The organism is Pseudomonadota bacterium, from assembly GCA_016195085.1.
In the GTDB taxonomy this organism is placed as follows: Bacteria; Pseudomonadota; Alphaproteobacteria; order SHVZ01; family SHVZ01; genus JACQAG01.
Window position 1 is genome coordinate 73,013 of the sequence record JACQAG010000008.1, and the last position, 16,124, is coordinate 89,136.

Annotated in this window: 16 protein-coding genes; 7 read left to right on the plus strand and 9 right to left on the minus strand. The window is 64.8% G+C overall.

Features of this window, described 5'->3' with window-relative positions:
* Nucleotides 1–49: 49 nt before the first annotated feature.
* The gene (locus HY058_02775) at nt 50–1,651 is read right to left on the minus strand and encodes a DHA2 family efflux MFS transporter permease subunit (GenBank protein ID MBI3496210.1); all 1,602 of its coding nucleotides are present in this window, start codon (nt 1,649–1,651) and stop codon (nt 50–52) included.
* Between the two features lie 3 nt (nt 1,652–1,654).
* Nucleotides 1,655–2,908 carry an HlyD family secretion protein gene (locus HY058_02780; GenBank protein MBI3496211.1) on the minus strand — a complete coding sequence of 418 codons (1,254 nt, stop codon included), beginning with the start codon at nt 2,906–2,908 and terminating at the stop codon, nt 1,655–1,657.
* Nucleotides 2,909–3,230: 322 nt separating this feature from the next.
* Here HY058_02780 and HY058_02785 point away from each other — a divergent pair, with 322 nt between their 5' ends.
* Nucleotides 3,231–3,845, plus strand: coding sequence for a DUF4126 domain-containing protein (locus HY058_02785; GenBank protein ID MBI3496212.1), 615 nt, complete (start codon nt 3,231–3,233; stop codon nt 3,843–3,845).
* 5 nt (nt 3,846–3,850) lie between these two features.
* Here HY058_02785 and HY058_02790 read toward each other — a convergent pair whose 3' ends face one another.
* The 3 genes from HY058_02790 to HY058_02800 all read right to left on the minus strand — a co-directional run bounded on the left by HY058_02790 (nt 3,851) and on the right by HY058_02800 (nt 6,509).
* Entirely contained in the window at nt 3,851–5,089 is a 1,239-nt protein-coding gene (locus HY058_02790; GenBank protein MBI3496213.1) for an MFS transporter, read from the minus strand.
* A gap of 278 nt (nt 5,090–5,367) precedes the next feature.
* Nucleotides 5,368–6,021: a hypothetical protein gene (locus HY058_02795; protein MBI3496214.1), complete on the minus strand. Its 654-nt coding sequence runs from the start codon at nt 6,019–6,021 to the stop codon at nt 5,368–5,370.
* The gene (locus tag HY058_02800) at nt 6,018–6,509 is read right to left on the minus strand and encodes a helix-turn-helix transcriptional regulator (GenBank protein MBI3496215.1); all 492 of its coding nucleotides are present in this window, start codon (nt 6,507–6,509) and stop codon (nt 6,018–6,020) included. Before HY058_02800 ends, HY058_02795 begins: the two co-directional genes overlap by 4 nt.
* A 611-nt stretch (nt 6,510–7,120) precedes the next feature.
* Here HY058_02800 and HY058_02805 point away from each other — a divergent pair.
* The 5 genes from HY058_02805 (at nt 7,121) to HY058_02825 (ending at nt 12,839) form a co-directional block, all read left to right on the plus strand.
* Nucleotides 7,121–7,978: an IS1 family transposase gene (locus HY058_02805; protein ID MBI3496216.1), complete on the plus strand. Its 858-nt coding sequence runs from the start codon at nt 7,121–7,123 to the stop codon at nt 7,976–7,978.
* Between the two features lie 203 nt (nt 7,979–8,181).
* Nucleotides 8,182–8,355, plus strand: coding sequence for a hypothetical protein (locus tag HY058_02810; GenBank protein MBI3496217.1), 174 nt, complete (start codon nt 8,182–8,184; stop codon nt 8,353–8,355).
* 113 nt (nt 8,356–8,468) lie between these two features.
* A complete protein-coding gene (locus tag HY058_02815) occupies nt 8,469–10,070 on the plus strand; it encodes an FAD-binding oxidoreductase (GenBank protein MBI3496218.1) in 1,602 nt (533 codons plus the stop codon).
* A gap of 10 nt (nt 10,071–10,080) precedes the next feature.
* Nucleotides 10,081–10,800 (plus strand): haloacid dehalogenase type II, encoded by a 720-nt coding sequence (locus tag HY058_02820; GenBank protein MBI3496219.1) that lies wholly within the window; start codon nt 10,081–10,083, stop codon nt 10,798–10,800.
* 134 nt (nt 10,801–10,934) lie between these two features.
* Nucleotides 10,935–12,839, plus strand: a complete 1,905-nt coding sequence (locus HY058_02825; GenBank protein MBI3496220.1) for a PAS domain S-box protein — start codon at nt 10,935–10,937, stop codon at nt 12,837–12,839.
* Between the two features lie 18 nt (nt 12,840–12,857).
* Here HY058_02825 and HY058_02830 read toward each other — a convergent pair whose 3' ends face one another.
* The 4 genes from HY058_02830 to HY058_02845 all read right to left on the minus strand — a co-directional run bounded on the left by HY058_02830 (nt 12,858) and on the right by HY058_02845 (nt 15,704).
* Complete coding sequence (locus tag HY058_02830; GenBank protein MBI3496221.1) at nt 12,858–13,733, minus strand: isocitrate lyase/PEP mutase family protein; 876 nt, start codon at nt 13,731–13,733, stop codon at nt 12,858–12,860.
* Between the two features lie 101 nt (nt 13,734–13,834).
* Nucleotides 13,835–14,092: a MoaD/ThiS family protein gene (locus tag HY058_02835; GenBank protein MBI3496222.1), complete on the minus strand. Its 258-nt coding sequence runs from the start codon at nt 14,090–14,092 to the stop codon at nt 13,835–13,837.
* A gap of 46 nt (nt 14,093–14,138) precedes the next feature.
* Entirely contained in the window at nt 14,139–15,257 is a 1,119-nt protein-coding gene (locus HY058_02840) for a glycosyl hydrolase (GenBank protein MBI3496223.1), read from the minus strand.
* 93 nt (nt 15,258–15,350) lie between these two features.
* On the minus strand, nt 15,351–15,704 hold the full coding sequence (locus HY058_02845; protein MBI3496224.1) for a winged helix-turn-helix transcriptional regulator: 354 nt from the start codon (nt 15,702–15,704) through the stop codon (nt 15,351–15,353).
* Nucleotides 15,705–15,975: 271 nt separating this feature from the next.
* Here HY058_02845 and HY058_02850 point away from each other — a divergent pair.
* Nucleotides 15,976–16,124, plus strand: a 149-nt coding sequence (locus tag HY058_02850; protein ID MBI3496225.1) for a transposase, incomplete at its 3' end; no start/stop codon positions are given.

Consider the following 16,124-nt stretch of genomic DNA (forward strand, 5'->3'; position numbering starts at 1 on the left):
TCCGATGCGAAGGGGCGGGAAGAGCCTAGCACAGATCCCTCGCCCGCTCTCAGTGCGCAGACGCCGGTTTTTCCGGCGCCGGCGGCCGCCGCATGAAGAAGACGAAGGGAATGAGCAGCGCGAAGATCGCCGCCAGGACCAGGAAGTTGTCGAGGTAGGAGAGCAAGGTCGCCTGCTGCTCGACCCGCATGGCGATGACCGCCTGCGCCTTCATCATGGCCTCGGCGGCGGTGCCGCCGTCGCCCAGCATGCGGGCCTGCAGCGCCTCGGCCATGTCGGCATAGTTCCGGCTGTAGGCGCCGACATGCTCGACGAGGACGTTCTGGTGATACTGGGAGCGCCGGGCGAGCAAGGTCGTCAGCACGGCGATGCCGACGCTGCCGCCGAGATTGCGCGACAGGTTCACCAAGGCGGAGGCATTGTTGTAGCGCTCGACCGGCACACCGGCATAAGCGACGGTCGAGATCGGGATGAACAGGAAGGCCAATCCCGCCGCTTGCACCATTCGGGCGATGGCGATGGTCCAGAAATCCACATCGAGATTGTACCGGCTCATGCTGGCGAGCGCTGCCGCGCTGATGGCCAAGCCGATGACGATGAGAGTGCGGGAATCGACCTTCGAAACGAGACGGCCGATGATCGGCATCAGCAGCATGATGGCGAAGCCGCCGGGCGAGATCACCATGCCCGCGTCGGTCGCGGTATATCCCAGCATCGACTGCACATAGAGCGGGATCATCGCCGTGCTGCCGAGCAGGATGAAGCCCAAGAGGAACATCAGCACATTGGACATGGCGAAGTTGGCGTTCTTGAACAGCGCCAGGTCGATGATCGGATCGGACTGCGCCAACTCCCAGACGATGAGGAAGATGAGCGCCGAAGCAGCGACGATGGCGGAGAACAGCACGAAGTTGGAGCTGAACCAGTCGTCTTCCTGTCCGCGATCGAGCACCACCTGGAGGAAGCCGAGACCGAGCGCCAGCAGGCCGAAGCCGAGATAGTCGACCTTGAAGCCGTGCTTCAGCTTCTCGGCGCGGGAAGCGATGAGGTGCGGCGGATCGGAGATCATCGCCTCGATGAGGAAGAACAGGATGATGCTCACCGGCACGTTGACCAGGAACACCCAGCGCCAGGAGAAGTTGTCGGTGATCCAGCCGCCCAAGGTCGGGCCGATCGCCGGCGCGAAGACCACGGCGATGCCGTAGAAGGCGAAGGCCATGCCGCGCTGATGCGGGGGAAAGTTGTCGGCGAGGATCGCCTGGCTGCTCGGCTGCAGGCCGCCGCCGGTCAGGCCCTGGAGGGCGCGAAAGGCGATCAGCATGGCAAGGCTCGGCGCCAGGCCGCACAAGAGCGAGCTCGCGCCGAACCCGGCGATGCACGCCATGTAGAAGCGCTTGCGGCCCAAGACCGATGACAGCCAGCCGCTCACCGGCAGCACGATCGCGTTGGTGACGAGATAGGAGGTGAGAATCCAGGTCGATTCATCCTGGCTCGCCGACATGCTGCCGGCGATGTGCTTCAAGGCGACATTGGCGATCGAGATGTCGAGCACTTCCATGAAGGCGGCCAATGCCACCACCGGGGCGATGATCCAAGGGGTCGGGGCCTTGATCGCTGGCGCGGCTTGTGGCGTGGAGTCCGTGACCGCCATGGCTCACCGCTGGGCGGGTTTGGCGCCGACATCGACGGTCGGCACCACCGACATGCCGAGGCCGGCGACGAAGCCCGGGGGCAGCTCTTCGTCGAACAGGATCTTGACCGGCACGCGCTGGACGACCTTGACGAAGTTGCCGGTCGCATTCTCCGGCGGCAGCAGGCTGAAATGCGCGCCGGTGCCGCGCTGGATACTGTCGACATGACCCTTCAGCGCCCGCTCGGGATAGGCATCGATGGCGATATCGACGGGTTGGCCGGCGCGCATGCGGGCGAGCTGCGTTTCCTTGAAGTTGGCGGTGACCCAGACCCGATTGAGCACCAGGGCCGCCAAGCCCTGATCTTTCTGCACGACATCGCCCTCACGCACGCTGCGCTTGGTGAGCGTGCCGTCGCTGGGCGCGTAGATGCGGGTATAGGAAAGGTTGAGCTCGGCCTGGTCGAGTGCCGCCCGCGCCACCTCCAACTGAGCCGCGGCGGCATGCAGCTCCGCCTGCCTGACCGCCACCTGCTGCGGGCCGATGCGCGCGGCGTCCAGGTTGGCCTCGGCCTGGATCCGCTGCGCCTCGGCGACTTTGACCTGCTGCTGGGCGGCGCGCAGCTGCGCGTCCGCGGTGCGGGTCTGCGCCACCGCCTGCTCGTAGCGCTGGCGGGAGGCAAAATCGTCGCGCAGCAGGCGCTGATAGCGATCGACATCTTCCTTGGCGCGGACCGCTTCGGCTTCGGCGGCGGCGACCTGCGCTTGCGCCTGGCCGATCGTGGCTTGTGCCAGCGCAACCCCACCCTCGGCCTGGCGGAGGGTGGCGGATGTGGTAACCCGGGTCAGCGCGAGATTGGTTTCGGCGATGTGCAGCTGCGCCTCGCCGACGGCCACGCTCGCCTTGGCGCTCTCGACCGCGATCTCGTAGTCGTGCGGATCGATCTCCAGGAGAAGGTCGCCCTTCTTGACCGGCTGGTTGTCGCCGACGTTGAGGATGAGCACCGGGCCGGCAACCCTGGGCGAGAGTCGAACCGCATCGCCGTCGATGGTGGCGTCATCGGTGCTGACGAGGTTCCGGGTCCAAAACCAATAGCCGAGGCCGCCCACGGCCAGCACCAGAAGGATCGAGGCGATGACCAGGATGCGGCGCCGGCGTTTGCCGTTGCCGGAGGCGGAGGCCGGAGCGCCGGTCGTCGGCTGGTCCGCCGGCGGACGCGGGCCGGCGGATGGAGGGCCTCCCTCCGCCTTTGGCTCGGTTGGAGCAAGGTCTGCCACGTCGGTCACCCGCCTCGGGATAGGGAGAATGGAAAGCCCGGCGACCGCTTCCGGGGCCACCGACGGCTCCGCTGCTCGAGGCGGGGCGCCCCGCGGCCAGACTTAAACTGAACGGTTCAGTTCACCCAAAGATTTCGCCCCGCCGCCGGCGGTTGTCAAGGGGTGGGCTTCCTCGCCCGCCCCGGGGCCGATCTATCCCAACCGACCGGTTTTTCGCGGAGATGCCGCGCTTCGGCCGCGAGCTTGCCACGATGTCCTCTATACTTTGAAGAGAGCAGAAAGCTGCTGGTTGCCAATTTTCTGGGGTTTGGCGAGGACGCTTATGGACCCGATCACCATCATCGCATTGACGCTCGGCGTCGGCTGGGCGAGCGGCATCAATCTCTATGCGGCGATCCTGACCTTGGGGATCATGCAAGGGACGGGTGCGATCGTGCTCCCGCCCAATCTGGAGATCCTGGCGGAGCCACTGGTCATCTTCGCCGCCGCCTTCATGTATCTGGTTGAGTTCTTCGCCGACAAGATCCCCGGCGTCGATAGCGGCTGGGACGTGTTGCACACCTTCATCCGCATTCCCGCCGGCGCCGTTCTCGCCTCCCAAGCGATCGGCCCGGTCGACCCGGCCTGGATGCTAGCCGCCGGGCTCGTCGGCGGCGTGCTCGCCGCCGGCATGCACGCGACCAAGGCCGGAACGAGGCTGGCGATCAACGCCTCGCCCGAACCCTTCAGCAATTGGGCGGCGTCGCTGGCCGAGGATGTGAGCGTGGTCATGGGTCTCTGGCTCGCGCTCAATCACCCGGTTTTCTTCATGGTGTTGCTGGCGCTGTTCGTGGCGCTGTTGGTTTGGCTGGCACCCAAGCTCTTCCGGCTGCTCCGTCGGTTGTTCGCCAAGCTCTTCGGCCGTCACAGCGCCGAGCCGCCGCCGAGCGTCGCCTAGCAGGCTCACGCCGGCTGCGTCGTCGCCAGCTCCGAGCGCGGCAGGCGGGGCAGGCGGACCATCAGCGTGCCGATCGCCGCCAGATTGACCACGTTGAAGAAGACGCCCACGCCGAAGGCCGGCTGGTAGCGGAGGAACATGTCGAAGACCAGCCCGCCGATCCAGCCGCCGAGCGCCATGCCGATGGTGCCGCTGAGATAGACGATGCCGATGCGCCAGCCCGCGTCCCGAGCCGGGAAAAGGTCGCGCACGACCAGCGAATAGGCCGGCACGATGCCGCCGAAGGCGAGCCCAAAGGCGGCGGAGAGAACGTAAAGCGCCACCAGACCGTCGACCAGCATGTAGCAGGCGAGCGTGATCGCCTGCGCCGCCGAGCCGATGAAGATCGTCTTCAGCCCACCGATGCGGTCCGACAGCCGGCCCCAGAACATGCGGCTGATAAAAGCCACGGCCAGCAGCAAAGACAGCATCTCCGCACCCCGCGCCGGCGCATAGCCGAGATCGCTGCAGAAGGCGACGGTGTGCACGATCGGCATCGCCATGGCGACGCAGCAGCCGACGATGGCGATGCTGAGCAGCGTCTGCGCCAGCACCGGATTGAGCGGCAATTCACGCCGCGGCGCGGGACCGGCGGCGCCGAGGCGGCGGGCGGCGGGCGGCGGCGGACGGCGCAAGAGGAACGCCAAGGGCAGCATGGCCGTGGTGGAGAAAATCCCGTAGCAGATCAAGGTCGCCCGCCAGCCATAGGTATCGATGCCCCAGCGGAAAAGCGGCGGGCAGATGCCGCCGGCCACACTCTGCCCCGAGGCGACGATCGACAGCGCCACGCCGCGATTCTTGTCGAACCAGCGGGTGATGTTCGACATCAGCGGCGCGAAGGTCGTGCCGTTGCCGAGCGCGCCGATGAGCAGCCCATAGGTTAGATAGAGATCGAAGGCACCGCGCGCTTGGCTCGCGAGCAGCGCGCCCAGCCCCATCATGACCGCACCCAGCATGACCGGCCGGCGCGGTCCGGCGCGGTCCGCCCACCAGCCCATGAAGATGCCGCCGACGCCCGCACCCAGCTGCGCCATCGCCGGGATCAAAGAGGGGATGGAGCGCGGCCAGTTGAACTCCGCCGCCATCGGCTTCAAACCTACGATCGCGACATATTGCGCGCCGAAGCCGATGGACATCAGCAGCAGCGAGGCGGTGGCCACCGTCCAGCCATAGGGAGTCTCGACGCTGTCGCTCGTCTGCTGCATGCGGTCTTAGCCTTCTTCGTTCCCTACCCCCCGATGTCGGCCGGATTGCAGGGCCAAAATCGGGCGAGGAGCCTACGCGATCGGGGGCGGAAATGAAATCGGCCGGCGGGCGAGGCCGTGGGTCAGCTTGGATTCTGGCCCCACTGAAGTCTTCCGCTCGTCATGCCGTATTGCTCGCATGGGGGCTAAAGGCGGTGCCGCTCGCGCTAAGAGCATAGCGCCTGAGCGGCGATCAGAGACCGATCGTAAGGCCGCCGCCAAGCGATGGACCAAATAGCTCAAGCGCCGTAAGTCCGCTCCATCAACTCCAGCGCATTCATGTGATCCGCCGTCTGCAGCGGGGAGGCGGAATTGTAGATATTGTCCCCGTACGCTGCGTTCTCACGCCTTGTGAGCGAAAAGGGAAACGGTCTTGGATACGGGTACTGTGATACGTCCGCATGCACGTTCATTCCAACGAGGCCAAAATTGATCGGTGGATTGCCGTAGGTCGCCAAGCGCTCATTTATGAAGCTCGTGAGCGGATCGAGTTGATTGGAAATTTTGGCCCAATCCAGATTCATTTCGACTTCGAGCCGGCTGAAATAGCTACGAGGCGCTTTTTCCCACTGCCCCACCGTCGCGGAGCCATTCTCGAATAGCCAGTTAGATATTTCGTCGATGAGCTGATCTGCCGTTTCGACAGGAACCTGCGTCTCCACAACAAGACCATTCGTAAAAATCGCGCATTTGTCGATTGAAACTCGAAACTCCCTAATAAAGGTGCCCCCATATAGGTTAATTCCATCATTTAAATCGTATTCTTTGACTTTTTGCGGCCCCTCCAAGAAAGAATACTTGTCCTTCAATGTTCCAATGAGACGATAAATATCATCAGTCGATATGCTCAGATATCGGATGGATTGGCTGAATGCTATTCGAGAAAGCCTCATTGCAGCCTCATCTGATCCGCGGGCGTAGGGCCAGGATCTTTTCCTGGATGAGGCCGCGTCTGTATTGGTCCCGGCGGAATGATGGGCGGAGGTGTCGGTTCATGCCGACGTGAGATGGCTCGGAGTTGTTCCTCCCAAAGCCTTCTCCCCTGATCGAGCCATTCAGGCGTTTCGTAATTCCGCGTCGCCCCGTCCAACGGATAGATGATCTGATACCGAGGTTCACCTCCTCCCATCGCGAATAGCAGATCGCTCACCGTATCAAGCGTCCAATTGCCCGGACCGCTCAGTAGCTTCGAAATCCGACTGTCCGACAGGCCAAGTCGCTTTGCGAGCGACGTTTGAGTGAGCCCAATTCGCCTCAATTCGCTCAAAACGAAGTCGTAAACGCGATATCGGTGGCGCCCCCTGAAGTACCAAAGCGTATCAGGGGGTACGCGCTCGTCGCCAACCGGCTTAGACAGCTCGGTAGTGAGAGAGGTATTCATCTAGCGACTTTCTCTTAACGCGAGGGCATGGCCCAAGCAGTTTGTCCCATTCAGTGGCGCACTCTGCGACTGCCACATTCCAATCAATGTTTTCGCGATAGTCCCAGGTCAGAGCAATAAACGTGTCCTTCTCGGAGAAGGCACCAAACGCTCGTATCCCTGGTATGGGCGCCATGCTGCGAATGTCCCAGATCTCGGCGGAAACAGGATCCGTTCGAGCCATGAACGCGTTCGGAGCCTTCCTTTGCGGCCTCTCAGCAACCGAAATTAGATCGCCGCGCGTGAACGTATCGAGCGTGGCTCGAAACTGGGTAAGCCGGTACCCGTCATGATGGGCTGCGAATGGAGGCAAAACATTTTCCAGGACCTCCGTAGATACGAACAGTGTGCGCACAACCGGGTCGCTTCGGACCCTGGGACCGAGACAAAACAGCTTCTTCTCGTGCACTCGCAGAGCTATCTTTTCTCGTATTGACATATATGTCAAGTCGGCAGTAATACAAGAATCATCAGGCACTTACTGCCGAGTTTTCTCCTCGCCGCCGGAGTTGCGACTCCGTAAAATTGACCTTTCTTCTTAACGCTAAGCATAACGGTCAGATACTCGGGGCATGAACAAGCTGCCCCCAGAGAAACGCGCCCAGATCCTCGGAATGGTGGTCGAAGGCATGTCGATCCGCTCAATCTCCAGTCTCATAGTGGCGAGCAAGAATACCATCGTAAAGTTGTTAGTCGATGCTGGTTGGGCTTGCTCGGAGTACCAGGACAAGGTGCTTCGCGATCTGCCGTGCAAACGGCTGCAGCTCGATGAAATCTGGGACTTCGTCTACGCGAAGGCGAAGAAGGCTCCGACCGAGATGAAGGCGAGCGGCGACGCTCGCGACGTGTGGACGCGGACGGCGATTTACGCTGACACCAAGCTCGCGGTGTCGTGGCTTGTCGGCAGCCGCGACACGGATGCCGCGAAGGCTTTCGTTTGCGACGTGTCCCGCCGGTTAAAGAACCGCGTGCAGATCACCACCGATGGACACAAGCGCTACATCGAGGCGGTTGAAACCGCGTTCGGCGTCGATGTGGACTATGCCACCTTGATCAAGATCTACGGGCAGACCGACGAAGGGCAGCGCCGCTACAGCCCGCCACAGATTATCGGCACTGAGACGCATTGCTGCACCGGTAATCCCGATCCGAAGCGCATCTGTACGAGCTACGCAGAGCGGGCCAATCTCACGATGCGGATGCATATGTGCAGGTTCACGAGATTGACGAATGCGTTCTCAAAGAAGGTTGGGAACCATACGCACGCCGTCGCGCTCAATTTCATGTACTACAACTTTTCTCGCATCCATCAGACGCTTCGCTGCACGCCCGCGATGGCGGCCGACGTCACCAAGACGCTTTGGTCGATTGGGGATATCGTGCGCGCGGTCGATGAATGGGAACAGTCACAAAGAAGGAACGCAGCGTGAAGCTCAGAGTGGCGTCCGCTAGGCGCGAAGAGACCTTCAAGGACATAGTTCGGATTGCGCGGAAAGATCGAGGCCGCATTCGAGCCGGTCGAATCTGTGAGATCAGAGTTGGAGACCAAAGACGACATTTCATCGTCAGGGGTCTTCCCGAGGAGTAGCGCGGGGAAATCCTAATCGATGAACCCTCGCGACAAGCCTTAAAGGTGAAGCTTGGTCACGAGTACGAGTTCGATATTCGAGCAGCCAGTATCATCGGCCAAATTTGGTGGGCATGTACTGTCGCCGACCCAGGCGCGCGCATTGCGGCATGGCTCGGCGTCCTATCTGTGGTGCTCGGATTGATCGGCGTGATCCTGGGTATTTTGGCCTTTCGCTGAAACCGACCCACTACCGCAGGTCGGGCCGGAATGGCCCTCCTTGCTTGCGGTTCTCGCGGGGTGCCGGTCTTCTATATGCTGGCGAATCAAAGAAGCCGACCGGGAGGGACGAGATGGGAGCCGGCCGCCTGAAGCACTACGGCTGGGGCCGCGAGGGCGAGGGGCTGAGCCGGGAAGAGGAGTCCTTCATCCTCGAGCGCTACCGCAAGCGCTTCGCGATCGATCGCTTCGATGAGAAGGCGCCGCCTTCGCTCTTGGAAATCAAGCTGCGTCCGCCGCGTCTGGCGCCGCCGGCGTCGCTTGCCGATCTCTGCACGAGCGAGCGCCACGACCGCATCCAGCATACCTACGGCAAATCCTTTCAAGACTATGCGCGCGGGCTGGCCGGGGACTATGCGAATGCGCCCGATGTCGTGGCCTATCCCAAGACCGAGGCCGATGTCGTCGCCCTCCTCGACTGGGCGGGCAGCGCCGGTGCCGCGGTCATTCCCTTTGGCGGCGGCTCCAGCGTGGTGGGCGGCGTCGAGCCGAGGGCGGAGGCGCCCCGCTACAAGGCCGCCCTCTCCATCGATCTTCGTCACATGGGCCGCGTCATCGAGGTCGACCGCCGGTCCCGCGCGGCGCTCATTGAGGCCGGCGCCTTCGGCCCGGCCTTGGAAACCGAGCTGAAGCGCCACCAGCTGACACTCCGCCACTTCCCGCAAAGCTTCGAGTATTCGACCTTGGGCGGCTGGATCGCGACGCGCTCGGGCGGGCATTTTGCCAGCCTCTACACGCATATCGACGATTTCGTCGAGAGCTTGCGGGTGGTGACGCCGAAAGGCCTCATCGAGACAAGGCGCCTGCCCGGCTCGGGTGCCGGCCCCAGCCCCGACCGGATGTTCATCGGCTCGGAGGGCATTCTCGGCATCATCACCCAGGCCTGGATGCGGCTGCAGGATCCGCCGCGCTTTCGCGCCGGCGGCGCAGTCGGCTTCAAGGATTTCTTCGCCGCCGCCCGGGCGCTCCGGGTGATCGCCCAGGCCGGCCTCTACCCCTCGAACTGCCGCATCCTCGATCCCAAGGAAGCCTATAACACCGGCGCCGGCGACGGCACCCGGGCGATCATGGTTCTTGCCTTCGAGTCGGGCGATCACCCGGTCGAGCCGTGGATGCGCCGGGCGCTCGAATGCTGCGCCGATCATGGCGGCCAGCCCGATGCTCCGGAGACGGAGGACGCGCACCGGGACGGTGCCGCCGGACGCTGGCGCAACGCCTTCATCCGCATGCCCTATGCGCGCGAGCGTCTGGTCGGCCGCGGGATCATCAACGACACCTTCGAAACGGCCATCACCTGGGAGCGCTTCGAGTCCCTCCACGACCGGGTGAAGCGGGCAACCGAGGCGGCGATCCTGGCCGCCACGGGCCGAGCCGGCGAGGTCACCTGCCGCTTCACCCATGTCTATCCCGACGGCCCGGCGCCTTACTTCTCCTTCCATGCATTGGGCCGCCATGGACAGCTCGTCGAGCAGTGGCGCCGGATCAAGACCGCGGCCTCGGATGCCCTCATCGAGGCCGGCGGCACCATCACCCACCATCACGCCGTCGGCCGCGAGCATCGGCCCTGGTACGATCGGCAACGTCCGGCATTGTTCGCCGAAGCCTTGAAGGCGGCCAAGCATGCCGTCGATCCCCAGGGGCTGCTCAATCCCGGCGTTCTGATCGATCCCATTTGAGGACGCGGCCATGGCGATCGAGCGCCCGGTCACAGCTTTGGTCTTCGACGTATTCGGCACCTGCGTCGATTGGCGCGGCAGCATCATCGGCGAAGCTGACCGATGGGCGCGCCAGTTCAGCCGAAAGATCGACGGCGCCGGCTTGGCCGATGCCTGGCGCGCCAAGTATCAGCCGGCGCTGGAAGAGGTCCGTTCCGGCCGCCGCCCCTTCGCCAGCCTGGATGTGCTGCACCGGGAAAGCCTCGACGGCCTCGCTCGGCGGTTCGGGCTCGAAGGCCTGAGCGAGGCCGCTCTGCAGCACATCAACACGGTGTGGCATCGCCTCAATCCATGGCCGGACACGGTGCCTGGCTTGCTTCGCTTGCGCAGCCGCTACCTGATCGCACCCTTGTCCAACGGCAATATGCGCCTGCTCTCGCAGATGGCGAAACGGGCCGGAATGCCGTGGGATCTGGTGCTCTCAGGCGAGCTGTTCGGCAGCTACAAGCCGGAGCCCAAGGTCTATCTGGGCGCTGCCCAGCTCCTCGGCCTGCCGCCCCAGCAAGTCATGATGGTGGCCGCCCACAATGCCGATCTTGCCGCCGCTCAGGCGCTCGGGCTCCAGACCGCCTTCGTCCTGCGGCCAAGCGAATATGGCCCCGGCCAGAAGACCGATCTCAAGGCGAGCGGCACCTGGGATGTCCTTGCCGAAGACTTCGAGCACCTGGCCGAAACGCTCGGCTGCCCCTGAGGGGGCCGGCCGCGCGCCAGCGCCAATCTGGACCCTGCGCCGCAACTGAGCCAAGATTGTCCTCGCTAGCCTGCAAGGACGCGCTCCCACGCCACCCGGAAGAAGCCGTTGAACCGCATCCAAGGACGGCAGAGATGACGGACTCCGCTGTCCCAGGGTTGGACGCCTTGTTCCATGGCTCCATTCTGGATGACGCCGGAATCGGCGTCTGGGTGACGGACCTCGATTGGCGGCTCATCTCGCTCAACGAGGCCTGCGCCCGGATGTGCGGCTACGGCTCGGCGGCCGAAATGGTGGCCGAGGTGCGCAGCCTCGAGGCGGCGCGCTACGTCGACCCGGCGCAACGCATGGAGATGTATCGCACGCTCTCCCTCGGGCTCACCGTGCGTGGCATGTTGGTCCAAATCCGCCGGCGCGACGGCTCGCCTTTTTGGGCGCTGGTGACCGCGGCACCCGAGCCCAGGGGCGTGGGCCAGGCCAAACGCTTCATCGGTTCCACCATCGATGTCGATGAGCTTATCCGCACGCGCGAAGCGCTTCGGATCGCCGAGGTCAGCTATCGCGGCATCTTCGACAACGCGACCGAGGGTATCTACCGCTCGAGCCCGGAAGGTCGCCAGCTTCGCGCCAACGCCGCCCTCGTCCGCCTCAATGGCTATGACAGCGAGGCGGAGATGCTGGCGGCGGTCCGCGACATCGCCAAGGAGTGGTATGTGGATCCCGGGCGGAGAGCGGAGTTCCAGCGTCTGCTCGCCGCCCACGGCCGTATCGCCGATTTCGAATCCGAGGTCTACCGGCACAAGACGCGGGAACGGATCTGGATCACCGAGAATGCCTGGTTGGTGCGCGATGGCGAGGGCAAACCGCTCTACTACGAAGGCACCGTCCAGGACATCACCCAACGCAGGCGCGCCGAGGCAGCGCTCAGGCTCAGCGAGGTCCGCTTCCGCGACTATGCCGAGACCGCCTCCGATTGGTTTTGGGAGACCGGGCCTGACCACCGCTTCGTCCACATCTCCAGCTCCGAACGGCTGAACCCGAAGCGCTCGGAGGAAATGATCGGCCAACGCCGGCTCGATGTGGCCACCGCCTCGGCCGTCGAGGCCCAATCATTGCGCCGGCACCTGGTCGAGCTCGAGGCGCACCAGCCATTCCGCGATTTCGTCTATCGCATGATCGGCGACGACGGCACGACCCAGTACATCTCCACGAGCGGCAAGCCGATCTTCGACGAAGCCGGCGGTTTTCAGGGATACCGGGGGAGTGCGCGCGTGGTGACCGAGAGCATCCTGGCCGAGACGCGATTGCGCGAGGCCAAGGTCGCGGCGGAAGCGGCGAGCGACGCCAAATCGGCCTTTCTCGCCACCATGAGCCACGAGCTCCGCACGCCGTTGAATGCCATCATCGGCTTTGCCGAGCTCATGATGAACCAGGCGACCGGCCCGCTGCCGCCGCGCTACATCGAGTATTCCGCCAACATCGCCGAGAGCGGCCAGCATCTCTTGCAGCTGGTCAACGACGTGCTCGACATGTCGAAGATCCTCGCCGGCCATATGAACCTGGACGAGGAGCGAGTGATGCTCGCCGACGTCTGCCGCCGCCATATGAAGCTCATGGCCGCCAAGGCGACCGAGAGCGGCGTCGCTCACAAGCTCATCGTGCAGGCGGACTTGCCGCCGGTGCTCGTCGATCCGCTGCGGCTCGGCCAGATTCTGTTCAACCTCATCTCCAACGCGACCAAGTTCACCCCGCGCGGCGGGCAGGTGGAGATATTCGCCGGGCTGGAGGCGGACGGACGGATTGCGGTCGCCGTCAGCGATACCGGCATCGGCATGTCGGCGGCGGAGGTCGCGATCGCGCTGGAGCCGTTCCGGCAGGTCGACGCCACCAGTGCGCGGCGCTTCGAAGGGACCGGGCTCGGGCTGCCGATCAGCAAGAGCCTGGCCGAGCTGCATGGCGGCGAGCTCCGCATCGAGAGCCGCAAGGGGCGCGGCACCACGGTCACGGTGCTGCTGCCGGCGAGCCGGGTCTTGCGCTGAGCCTCGCGACCGTTCCGGTTACTTGGCGAGCGCCCGATCGACCGCCAAGTAGTCCTCGACGCCGACGATGTCCGCCATCACTTCAGGGCTGACGGAGCGCCCCGATGGGAGCGGCAATCCCCGGCGCATGCCCGCCAGCGCATCGCGGAAGGCGGCGGCGGCGGCGAATATCAGCGATACGCCGTAGAGCGCCACCTCGAAACCGAGATCGTGGACCTCGCCCGGCGGGCGCGGCGCACGGCCGGGCTCGTCCACCTGGACGATCTGGGGCAGTGCCGCGGCGGCGCGGATGCGTTTGAGCTCGCCGGCGCCGGCCGGCCCGGTCACGAAAACGAGGTCGGCGCCGAGATCGGCGAAGGCGGCGGCGCGCCAGAGCGCCTCCCGAAGGCCGCTTGCCGGCCCGGCGGCATTGCGCGCATCGGTGCGCCCAATTATCAGGATATCGGCGCCCGCCTCGCGGGCCTGCACCGCCGCCTTCACCCGGCGCACGGCGTCGGCCCGAGGCACCACCGCGCCCGGAGCGCCGAAGTCGCGCTTCGGGCTCTCCTGATCCTCCAGCATCAGACAGGCGGCTCCAGCGCCGGCCAGCCCGCGCACGGTACGCTGCACGTTCTGCGCATTGCCGAAGCCGGTATCGGCATCGACGATCAGCGGAATGGCCGCGGCGGCGGTCACGTTTCGAGCCTGATCCGCCATCTCGCCATAGGAAAGCAGGCCCGCATCCGGCACCCCGAGGCGGCCGGCGGAGACCGAAAAGCCGCTCAAGAAGGCGGCCGGAAAGCCGGCACGGGCGATCATCCGGAAACCGAGCGCATCGTAGCAGCTCGGCACCGTGAGGCCGCCGCGGCGTAGCAGGGCACGCAACCGCTGGCTGGGCGTGCGGGCCTTCTTCATCCTGGGCATCCTCCGACACGCTTCTAGGCCCCACTCTTGCAGGCATGGGGCCGCGCACCAACCAAATCTTTAGCGAGCCATCGGCAGCGCCGATGCGGGGATCACCCGCCGCTCAGCGCCTGCACGATCTGCACGGCATCGGTGGGCCCCAGCGAGCGCGCCATATCGAATTCCTGCTCGCCGTTGACGAAGAACCGGATGTGGCGCCGCATCCTCTCCTGCTCGTCGATGACGCGGAATCTGAAGCCGGGATATCGACGGTCAAGGTCGGCCAACAGATCCGCAAGCGTGGCGCCCGTCGCGTCGACCTCCCGCTCTTTGGTGTAGGAGCGCAGCGGCGTTGGAATCAGCACTTTCATCGGCTCACCCTCGAGGAGAAGATTCGCCCATCCAAGAACGACCGTCTCACGGCAGCTCCGCCGTCTCGAGCGCGTAGATTTCGGGAAGGTGTCGCGCCATGCAGGACCACCGCTTGCCCTCTTCACGGCTCATCCACAGCTCGCCGCTCGTGGTCCCGAAGTATAAGCCAACGGGATCCCGCCCGTCCGCCGTCATCGCTTGGCGCTTGACCGTCCACCAGGCCTGTCGCTGCGGGAGGCCGGCAGCCTGACGCTGCCAGCTCTTGCCGCCATTCTTCGTGACATAGACGCTGGGAACGCCGTCCGGGCTCGTGCGCGGCCAAACGCTGGTGCCGTCCATCGGCACCACCCAAGCGGTGTCCGCATCGCGCGGATGCACCACCACCGAAAAGCCGATATCGCCGACCCGCTTCGGCATGGCCTTGCCGATCCTGACCCACTCTTTCGACGGCCGGTCGAGGCGGTAGATGCCGCAATGGTTTTGCTGATACAGGCGATCCGGTTGGCTCGGACAGAGCCGGACGCAATGGGGGTCGTGGAAGGCAAGATTGGCCGCATCGAACCCCTCGACCACTTCGAGGCCGCCGACGATGGGCGCCCAGCTTCGGCCGCGGTCCAAGGATTCGTGCACGCCGCCGCTCGACATGCCGAGATAGAGGTGGGCGGGATCGCGCGGATCGATGTTGATCGAGTGCAGCTTCGGTCCGTCCGGCGTGCCGTCCTGCGCGCCGCCCATCCATTTTCGATACTGCGGATGGTCGTTCAGGCCGGATACCGGTTTCCAGGCAAGGCCGCCATCCTCGGAGCGGAAGAGTCCGTGGGGCGAGGTCCCCGCATACCATAGGTTCGGCTCGCTCGGATGACCGGGTGCCAGCCAGAACGTGTGATCGACGACGCGCCCCTTCTCGCCGTCCCCAGCCTTCGGAAAGGCCGGCGGCTTTGCCGCTTCCTTCCAGCTCAGGCCGAGATCGGTCGAGCGAAAGATGGTCGGGCCCAAGTGACCGGTCTTTACCGCCGCCAGCAAGGTTCGCCCGTCGCGCGGATCCAGCACGAGATGGCTGACGATGTGGCCGAGGAAATGCGGTCCGTCGACCCGCCACGTCCTTCGTGCGGCATCGCCGTGATAGAGCCAGGCGCCCTTGCGGGTGGCGACGAGCACCAGCACCCGGCGCGCCGGCCGTGGGCGCTGGGCGGATTTTCCGCGGGTGGCAGGACGCTTCGATGAAGCCGCCGGCTTCTTGGAGACGCGCGCCATGAATCACTCCTCCTTAGCTTTCGATGAGATGGGCGCCGATCGCGCCAGCCGGCGCAGGCTGTTCACCGCCTCGTTCCCGATCGACGCCGTCAAGGCGGATTGCGTCTTGCGCCAGGCGGCGAAGGCTCCGGTCAAGCGGCTCCTTCCCTTCGGCGTGATCTCGATGATCCGCGAGCGCGCATCGTCGCCCGGACGGCTCCTGACCAGTGCCTGATCCTCGACCAGCGCCAGATTGCGGGTCAACGTCGTGCGATCGGCGCCGAGCACGTGGGCCAGATCGCCGATCGATTGCGGCCCTTTCAGCTCCAGGATTGCCAGCAGCGAGAACTGCGTGGCTCTGAGGCCGTGCGGCCGCAATTCCCGATCGAATTCCCGCGTGATCGCGCGCGCCGCCCGCCTGGAGGCCAGGCACAGGCACCCGACAGTCTCGGACAGGCCAGGATCGGCAATCATCGATTACGTGTAGCTACACGTTAATGCGTCGTCAAGCGCTCGGTCTCTGGCGCCGGGGATCGCCATTGAGCGGGTTGCCGGGACGGAGCATCGTAAGCGGTGCTTTTCCCCCACCCGTGAGGCGATAGCCGGTCTGTGAGAATCTCTAGCCCTTTGTGGGTAGGGCATAGGGACTATGACGGACACGGGTGACGATCCTAGGACTACGGCCGCGCCGGCGCGGCGCGTTGAGATCTTCACGGGCGCCGGGCAGCGGCGGCGCTGGAGCGCGGAAGACAAGGTGCGGATCGTTGCCGAGAGCATGGCGCCGGGGGCGAGCGTGAG

Coding starts and splice junctions, on each gene's coding strand:
- HY058_02835 (MBI3496222.1), bottom strand. CDS start 14,092: ATGAAAGTGCTGATTCCAACGCCGCTGCGCTCCTACACCAAAGAGCGG.
- HY058_02830 (MBI3496221.1), bottom strand. CDS start 13,733: ATGAAGAAGGCCCGCACGCCCAGCCAGCGGTTGCGTGCCCTGCTACGC.
- HY058_02805 (MBI3496216.1), top strand. CDS start 7,121: ATGAACAAGCTGCCCCCAGAGAAACGCGCCCAGATCCTCGGAATGGTG.
- HY058_02775 (MBI3496210.1), bottom strand. CDS start 1,651: ATGGCGGTCACGGACTCCACGCCACAAGCCGCGCCAGCGATCAAGGCC.
- HY058_02815 (MBI3496218.1), top strand. CDS start 8,469: ATGGGAGCCGGCCGCCTGAAGCACTACGGCTGGGGCCGCGAGGGCGAG.
- HY058_02825 (MBI3496220.1), top strand. CDS start 10,935: ATGACGGACTCCGCTGTCCCAGGGTTGGACGCCTTGTTCCATGGCTCC.
- HY058_02790 (MBI3496213.1), bottom strand. CDS start 5,089: ATGCAGCAGACGAGCGACAGCGTCGAGACTCCCTATGGCTGGACGGTG.
- HY058_02785 (MBI3496212.1), top strand. CDS start 3,231: ATGGACCCGATCACCATCATCGCATTGACGCTCGGCGTCGGCTGGGCG.
- HY058_02800 (MBI3496215.1), bottom strand. CDS start 6,509: ATGAATACCTCTCTCACTACCGAGCTGTCTAAGCCGGTTGGCGACGAG.
- HY058_02795 (MBI3496214.1), bottom strand. CDS start 6,021: ATGAGGCTTTCTCGAATAGCATTCAGCCAATCCATCCGATATCTGAGC.
- HY058_02820 (MBI3496219.1), top strand. CDS start 10,081: ATGGCGATCGAGCGCCCGGTCACAGCTTTGGTCTTCGACGTATTCGGC.